This window comes from Marinobacter sp. (assembly GCF_048259445.1).
GTDB lineage: Bacteria > Pseudomonadota > Gammaproteobacteria > Pseudomonadales > Oleiphilaceae > Marinobacter.
In genome coordinates this window covers 105845-113017 of the sequence record NZ_JBLXHQ010000015.1, presented here as the reverse complement: position 1 = coordinate 113017, position 7173 = coordinate 105845, and the positions used below count along the sequence as shown (strand labels likewise).

Sequence of the window (7173 nt, the reverse complement as noted above, 5' to 3'; positions counted from 1 at the left end):
TTACGGATGAAGAGCGTGAGTTGCTGGGTGAGATTTTAAACGAACCGTGTGCCTCTGAATCATCAGGGCATTAAAAGATTGGGTATCAGGAGCATTACGATGAGCGGCAAGAACAACATCATCAATCAACTCGAAACAGAACAGATGACCAAGGAAGTTCCCGCGTTTGCGCCGGGCGATACCGTGGTTATTCAGGTTCGTGTTACTGAAGGCAACCGTGAGCGTCTGCAGGCGTTTGAAGGCGTTGTTATCGGTAAGCGTAACCGTGGCATGAACTCGTCTTTCACTGTCCGTAAAATTTCTTACGGCGTGGGCGTTGAGCGTACTTTCCAGACCTTCTCCAAGCTGATCGAAAGCATTGCAGTTAAGCGTCGTGGTGACGTTCGTCAGGCCAAGCTTTACTACCTGCGCGATCTCTCGGGCAAGGCCGCACGTATCAAGGAAAAGTTGGGCTGATCAGCTTTGTGCTGAGCAACCTTGCATTGAAAAAGGCAGCCCTGGGGCTGCCTTTTTCGTTTCTGGCGAGCCAGAATGTACAGTTATGAATAGGGGTTGTCAGAGAGCTATGGTGTGAGACCAGAGGATGAGGCGGTTATTGTCCGGTTTGTTGACGCAGTCTGGCTTGAGGATGGTCTGGGGGAAAAAACCCGCCAGGCTTATCGCAGCGATTTGCAGCGTCTGGTTGCCTGGTTGGAAAACCAGCCCGGGCGGCCGCTACTGACAGAGGCGCGGAGGACGGATTTGCTGGCATGGATGGCTAATGGGCTCGCTGAGGGTATAAAAACATCAACTGCGGCCCGCCGGCTTTCCGGGATTCGCCGGTTTTACCGGTTTTTGCTCCGGGAGCGGCTGATCGCTGAAGACCCCACTTTGCGTATAGACAGCCCGCGGTTGCCACGGAGATTACCGGACTCCCTGACCGAAGAGGAGGTAGATGCACTTCTGGCGGAGCCGGATCCAGGTTTACCGATAGAGCAGCGGGACAAAGCCATGCTGGAGATTCTATATGGCTGTGGTTTGCGGGTGTCTGAGCTCACGGGTTTGCGCGTCGACCAGGTAAATCTGCGCCAGGGTGTCATACGCGTTACCGGTAAGGGCGATAAAGAGCGCCTGGTTCCCTTGGGTGAAGAAGCTGTGGACTGGCTTGTCCTGTATATGAAAGAAGGTCGCCCTGAGCTACTGAAGGGGCGGGCCTGCGATGCGCTGTTTCCTGGCAACCGGCCGGTTGCAATGACGCGGCAGACGTTCTGGCATCGGGTCAGGCATTACGCCGTTCGTACGGGTATTCGCAAGCATCTTTCACCCCACACGCTCAGGCATGCCTTTGCAACCCATCTGCTTAACCATGGTGCCGACCTGCGTGTGGTTCAGATGTTGCTGGGCCATTCGGACCTTTCGACAACGCAGATATACACTCACGTGGCACGCCAGCGTCTGCAATCCTTGCATCAGGCTCATCATCCCCGTGGTTGAGCCTGCGATTATTAGGTAAGGTAGCGTTCTGAACTTTTGTAGCGAGCAGATGTCGCACGTAAACCAATAATACCCGACTGAAAAGGTGTGTGTGCCAGGATGAATTTAAAACGTTTTTTTGTGGTAGCAGTAATGGCAGCAGGCGTTCTGGGCTCGCCCTTGAGCCTTGCCGGTGATGTTGAAGACGGCATCAGCGAGCGTCTTTCCAAGGCCGTACCCGGGCTGAAAATATCGTCTGTACGCGAATCCGAGGCTAAAGGGCTTTACGAGGTCATCAGCAATAATGGAGACACTATCTACACTACGCCTGATGGCCAATACCTGCTCACAGGTGATCTGCTCAGGGTTACCAGCAGTGGCATCGCCAACGTGACAGAAGAGGCCAGAGCCGGCGAGCGGCGCAAAACCATGGAGGGCTACAGTGGAGGCGGTGTTATTAGCTATAAGGCGAGTAACGAGAAGGCTGTTATTGATGTGTTCACTGACATTGACTGCCCCTATTGCCGCAAACTGCATGATGAAGTGCCGCAGCTCAACGACTATGGCATTACTGTGAATTACTATGCCTACCCGCGTTCAGGTCCGGGCACCCCGTCGTTTACAAAGTACACATCTGTCTGGTGCTCTGATGATCAGCAGTCTGCGATGGATTCAGCCAAGGCCGGCAAAACAATTGCAGCGGCAACCTGCGATAACCCTGTCCTGAAGCAGTTCCAACTTGGCCAGCGCGTTGGCGTAACGGGTACACCGGCTATCCTGCTCGAGGACGGCAATATCGTGCGTGGTTATGTTCCAGCGAAGAACCTTGCCGAAGGACTCGGCCTGCTCTGATATAACCATGAGCCCGGATGCATCCCGGGTAGCTATCTTATGTGACAAGCTTTTGGTTCAGGGCTTATTCAGCAAGCCCTGAACCGGTATACTATCTGGCCTTTCGGTGTCGCAAAATCACTATGCTGCACTATTACAATTTATCAGCACCCCTTCGGGATCAGAGGTGAGAGCTTGAAAGACGTTAGTGTCGGAATCTGCGGACTTGGAACCGTTGGCGGCGGTACATTCAATGTATTGACTCGCAACGCCGCCATTATTGCGGGCCGTGCGGGCTGTAATATCCGGATTACCCGGGTTGCCAGCCGACGCAATCGCGACGATCTGGATTTTGGCGACGTGCCTTTCAGTACTGACATTTTCGACGTGGTGAACGATCCTGCGGTTGATGTAGTGGTAGAACTGATCGGCGGCTACGACACGGCGCGGGAGCTGGTGCTTGCAGCAATTCGTAACGGCAAGCATGTGGTTACCGCCAATAAGGCGCTGATTGCTGTACATGGCAATGAGATTTTTGCAGCGGCAGAAAAAGCCGGCGTTGTGGTTGCCTATGAAGCCGGCGTTGCCGGTGGTATTCCGGTAATGAAGGCTATTCGCGAGGGCCTCGCGGCAAACCGTATCGACTGGATTGCCGGTATTATCAACGGCACGGGCAACTACATTCTTACCGAAATGCGTGCAGGCCGGGCATTTTCCGAGGTTCTTAAAGAAGCCCAGGACCTCGGTTATGCAGAAGCAGATCCTACCTTTGATGTTGAGGGTATCGACGCTGCACACAAACTGACCATTCTTGCTTCGGCCGGTTTTGGGGTTCCTTTGCAGTTCGAAAAGGCCTTTACCGAAGGGATTTCAAAGATCACACCCTACGATATCGCGCATGCGGAGCAGCTCGGCTACCGCATCAAGCACCTTGGCATCGCACGTCGTCGTGAAGAAGGTATTGAGCTTCGCGTCCACCCGACCCTGGTGCCCCAAAGCCACCTGATTGCTCAGGTTGATGGTGTTCTGAACGCGGTGCTTGTTGATGGTGATGCTGTTGGCCAGACCATGTACTACGGGCCTGGCGCTGGTGATGAGGCAACCGCTTCCGCTGTGATTGCCGATATTGTAGACGTCGCCCGGATTGTCGCGAGCGAAAGCACGCTGCGAGTACCTTACCTCGGGTTTGTATCGGATGCGCTGGAGAGCCTCGATGTCCTTTCGATGGAAGATATCCAGTCTGCATATTATCTGCGCATAACCGCTCTGGATCGCCCGGGTGTGTTGGCCAAGATAGCCTCGATTCTGAGTGAGCATGGCATCAACATTGAGTCGATCATGCAGAAAGAATCCGAAGTGAAAGATGGCCGGATTCCCGTCATCATTCTGACTCATACAGTGCAGGAGCGTCAGATCAACCGCGCTATCGAAGAGCTGGAATCCCTCTCCGATACCGATGGTCCCGTTATTCGCATCCGCGCCGAAAACTTTAACTGACAGGTACGCACGTGAAATACATCAGTACGCGGGGGGAAGCCCCCGCTCTGGGCTTTGAAGACGTTCTGCTAACCGGCCTGGCTCCCGACGGTGGCCTCTACGTGCCGGAGTCGCTCCCATACTTCAGTCTGGAAGAAATCCGCAGCTGGCGCGGGCTTCCATACGCAGAGCTCGCGTTCAATATCATGTTCCCGTTTGTGGAAGAGGCCATTCCGGAGGCTGACTTCCGCAAGATGCTTGATGACACCTACAGTGGTTTTGCCCACAAAGCTGTCGCTCCGTTGGTTCAGCTTGATACCAACGAGTGGGTGATGGAGTTGTTCCGTGGCCCAACGCTGGCATTCAAGGATTTCGCGCTTCAATTGCTGGGCCGTTTGCTGGATTACGTACTGGAGAAGCGCCAGCAGCATGCTGTAATTATGGGTGCCACATCCGGGGATACCGGCTCTGCGGCCATTGAAGGCTGCCGCCGCTGCGAGCATGTGGATATTTTTATTCTGCATCCATACGAGCGTGTGTCGGAAGTGCAGCGCCGCCAGATGACTACGGTTCAGGGTGACAACATTCACAACATTGCCGTTCGTGGCAATTTTGACGATTGTCAGCGCATGGTCAAAGAAAGCTTCGGTGATCAGTCGTTCCTGGGTGGTAAAGCCAGGCTGGCAGCGGTTAACTCGATCAACTGGGCCCGGATCATGGCCCAGATTGTGTATTACTTCCATGCCTCGCTGGCCCTGGGTGGCCCGGATCGCAGCATGGCCTTTTCTGTGCCTACCGGTAATTTCGGAGATATCTTCGCCGGCTACCTGGCAAAGAAAATGGGGCTGCCTGTGTCGCAGCTGGTTATTGCGACCAATAGAAACGATATTCTTCATCGGTTCATGAGTGGCAATAAATATGAGCAGCATCAGCTCGAGCACACGCTTTCGCCAAGTATGGATATCATGGTATCCAGCAATTTTGAGCGTTTGTTGTTTGACCTCCATGGTCGTGATGGGCTTGCGGTCAAACAGTTGCTGGAAAATGCAGCCAAAGGTCCGGTGAGCATCGAAGATTATCGATGGAAGTATGCTCGCAAGCTTTTTGACAGTGCGGCGGTTGATGATAAAACGACGTGTGAAACTATCCGTGAAGTCTATGAGCAGAATGAATACTTGCTGGATCCGCACACAGCCATCGGCGTGCACGCTGCCCGTGCCTGCCGCCGGGATCCTCAGGTGCCGATGATCACCCTGGGAACCGCCCACCCGGCCAAGTTCCCCGATGCTATCGTCGACTCTGGTCTGACTGTAAAGCCAGAGCTTCCGGCACATATGGCGGATCTGTTTGATCGCGAAGAGCGCTACACTGTGCTTGATAACGACCGGGCGGGTGTGCAGGCATTTATTGCCAAACACTGGAAGAATGCCTGACCAAGTATGACTCCCAAAAAGATCCTGCGTCGCCCCAGCCCGGACATCAGCCCGGGCTGGGGGCAAGACCTGTCTCCCTTGCTCCGCCGTCTGTATGCCGCCCGCGGTGTTACCTCCGACGAACAGTTAAGCTATACCCTTCGACACCTTGCTTCACCCTTCGAGCTGCGTGGCATTGATCGTGCGGTTGAACTATTGGCAGACGCCATTGCCAGGAACCAGCGGGTGCTTGTACTCGGGGATTTCGATGCTGACGGTGCGACAAGCACTGCGGTAGCGATGCTCGGGCTTTCCATGCTTGGGCTGCGGAGCGTTGATTTCCGGGTACCCAGTCGCTTTGCGGATGGGTACGGGTTGACCCCCGGGATTATCGAACGTCTGCGAGACGAAGGGGAGTTGCCGGATCTCATGGTAACGGTCGATAACGGAATCTCTGCCATCGAAGGAGTAAAGGCGGCGCGGGATCTGGGTATCAGGGTGGTGGTTACGGATCACCATCTGGCCGGCGAAGTGCTGCCAGACGCCGATGCAATTGTGAATCCGAACCAACCCGGCTGTGCCTTCCTGAGTAAAAACGCTGCTGGCGTGGGCGTGATGTTCTATGTGCTTACGGCACTGCGCAAGAAGCTTCGGGAGGCTGGCAGCTTGCCGCAGCCAGAGCCGAACCTGGGTAACCTGCTGGACCTTGTTGCACTGGGCACCGTGGCCGATGTGGTGCCGCTGGATCACAACAATCGTATCTTCGTTGAACAGGGGCTGCGGCGCATCCGTCAGGGTGAAGCCCGTCCGGGAATTCTTGCGTTGCTGGAAGTGGCTGGCCGGGAACACGCAAACATCAGCTCAACGGATCTCGGGTTTGTGGTTGGCCCACGCCTCAATGCTGCCGGCCGGCTGGATGATATGAGTGTAGGCATCGCCTGCCTGCTGGCAGACAGCCCGGATGAAGCCCGGCGCCTTGCCCGTGAGTTGGATACCTTCAACCGGGAAAGGCGCACCATTGAAAAAGACATGAAAACCCAGGCGCAGGATTTGCTGGCCTCCATGTCGCTGGATCTGGAAGGGTTGCCCTGGGGGCTGGCTCTGTTCGACGAGGATTGGCACCAGGGCGTGATCGGGATTCTTGCAGCCCGGATACGGGAGCAGACTCACCGGCCAACGATTGCTTTTGCGCCAGACGAGAACGGTGTGGACATAAAAGGTTCTGCCCGTTCCATTCCCGGCCTGCATATCCGGGATGTACTGGCGGTAGTCGATTCCCGCCATCCCGGGATGATGCATAAGTACGGCGGCCACGCTATGGCGGCCGGCATGACCCTGGCCCGGAGCGATCTTGATACTTTTGCTGAAGCCTTCGATCGCGCTGTGCGGGATACGCTGACTGCTGCAGACCTTGAAGCTGCGATCACGACTGACGGGCCGCTGAGTTCGGATGAACTGTCATTGGAAACTGCGGCGCTGCTGAAACGTGCAGGTCCTTGGGGCCAGCATTTTCCGGAGCCTTTGTTTGACGGTGAGTTCAAAGTGGTCAGCCAGCGTATTGTTGGCGAGAATCATTTGAAGCTGGTTTTGCAGCCTGCAGATGGCAGCGGCATTATTGACGCTATAGCGTTCAATACCGGGCCGGAGGTTCCGGACTACACGCGCACGGGAGCCCGGGTGGTTTACAAGCCGGATGCCAACACGTTTCGTGGCCGGACTAATCTTCAGCTTTTGGTGGATTATCTGGAGCCGCTTTCCTAGCTCGGCGGGCTTTTGAGGCTGGCCAGGAGGCGGGTGCTCTTTTCTTCTGGAAAAAGCAACTCGCTGCGCTCAGACATCTTTTTCCGGCAGAAAAGAGCACCCGCCCCCTGACCGATTGGAAAGCGCGGGTAGATCAACAGTGAAGAACTCCGTTTGGTAATGTGCTGCTTACTCCCAATATTGGGCGCTGGTCAGGAACGGCCTGCCGGGAGTGTCGAAAACATGGATGTTTTCGTCAAGC

The 7173-nt window shown here is 55.2% G+C and carries 6 protein-coding genes; all 6 read left to right on the top strand.

Going from position 1 to position 7173, the window contains the following annotated elements; all coding sequences use genetic code 11:
* The first annotated feature begins 99 nt into the window (after positions 1 to 99).
* A complete protein-coding gene (gene rplS / locus ACN0RL_RS12320) occupies positions 100 to 456 on the top strand; it encodes a 50S ribosomal protein L19 (RefSeq protein WP_417517155.1) in 357 nt (118 codons plus the stop codon).
* Positions 457 to 570: 114 nt separating this feature from the next.
* Positions 571 to 1473 (top strand): site-specific tyrosine recombinase XerD, encoded by a 903-nt coding sequence (gene xerD, locus ACN0RL_RS12315; protein ID WP_417517153.1) that lies wholly within the window; start codon positions 571 to 573, stop codon positions 1471 to 1473.
* Between the two features lie 99 nt (positions 1474 to 1572).
* Complete coding sequence (locus tag ACN0RL_RS12310) at positions 1573 to 2304, top strand: thioredoxin fold domain-containing protein (RefSeq protein ID WP_417517151.1); 732 nt, start codon at positions 1573 to 1575, stop codon at positions 2302 to 2304.
* 174 nt (positions 2305 to 2478) lie between these two features.
* Positions 2479 to 3780 (top strand): homoserine dehydrogenase, encoded by a 1302-nt coding sequence (locus ACN0RL_RS12305; RefSeq protein ID WP_417517149.1) that lies wholly within the window; start codon positions 2479 to 2481, stop codon positions 3778 to 3780.
* 11 nt (positions 3781 to 3791) lie between these two features.
* Positions 3792 to 5192, top strand: a complete 1401-nt coding sequence (gene thrC / locus ACN0RL_RS12300) for a threonine synthase (RefSeq protein WP_417517147.1) — start codon at positions 3792 to 3794, stop codon at positions 5190 to 5192.
* A gap of 6 nt (positions 5193 to 5198) precedes the next feature.
* On the top strand, positions 5199 to 6932 hold the full coding sequence (recJ, locus tag ACN0RL_RS12295; RefSeq protein WP_417517145.1) for a single-stranded-DNA-specific exonuclease RecJ: 1734 nt from the start codon (positions 5199 to 5201) through the stop codon (positions 6930 to 6932).
* The last annotated feature ends 241 nt before the right edge of the window (positions 6933 to 7173 follow it).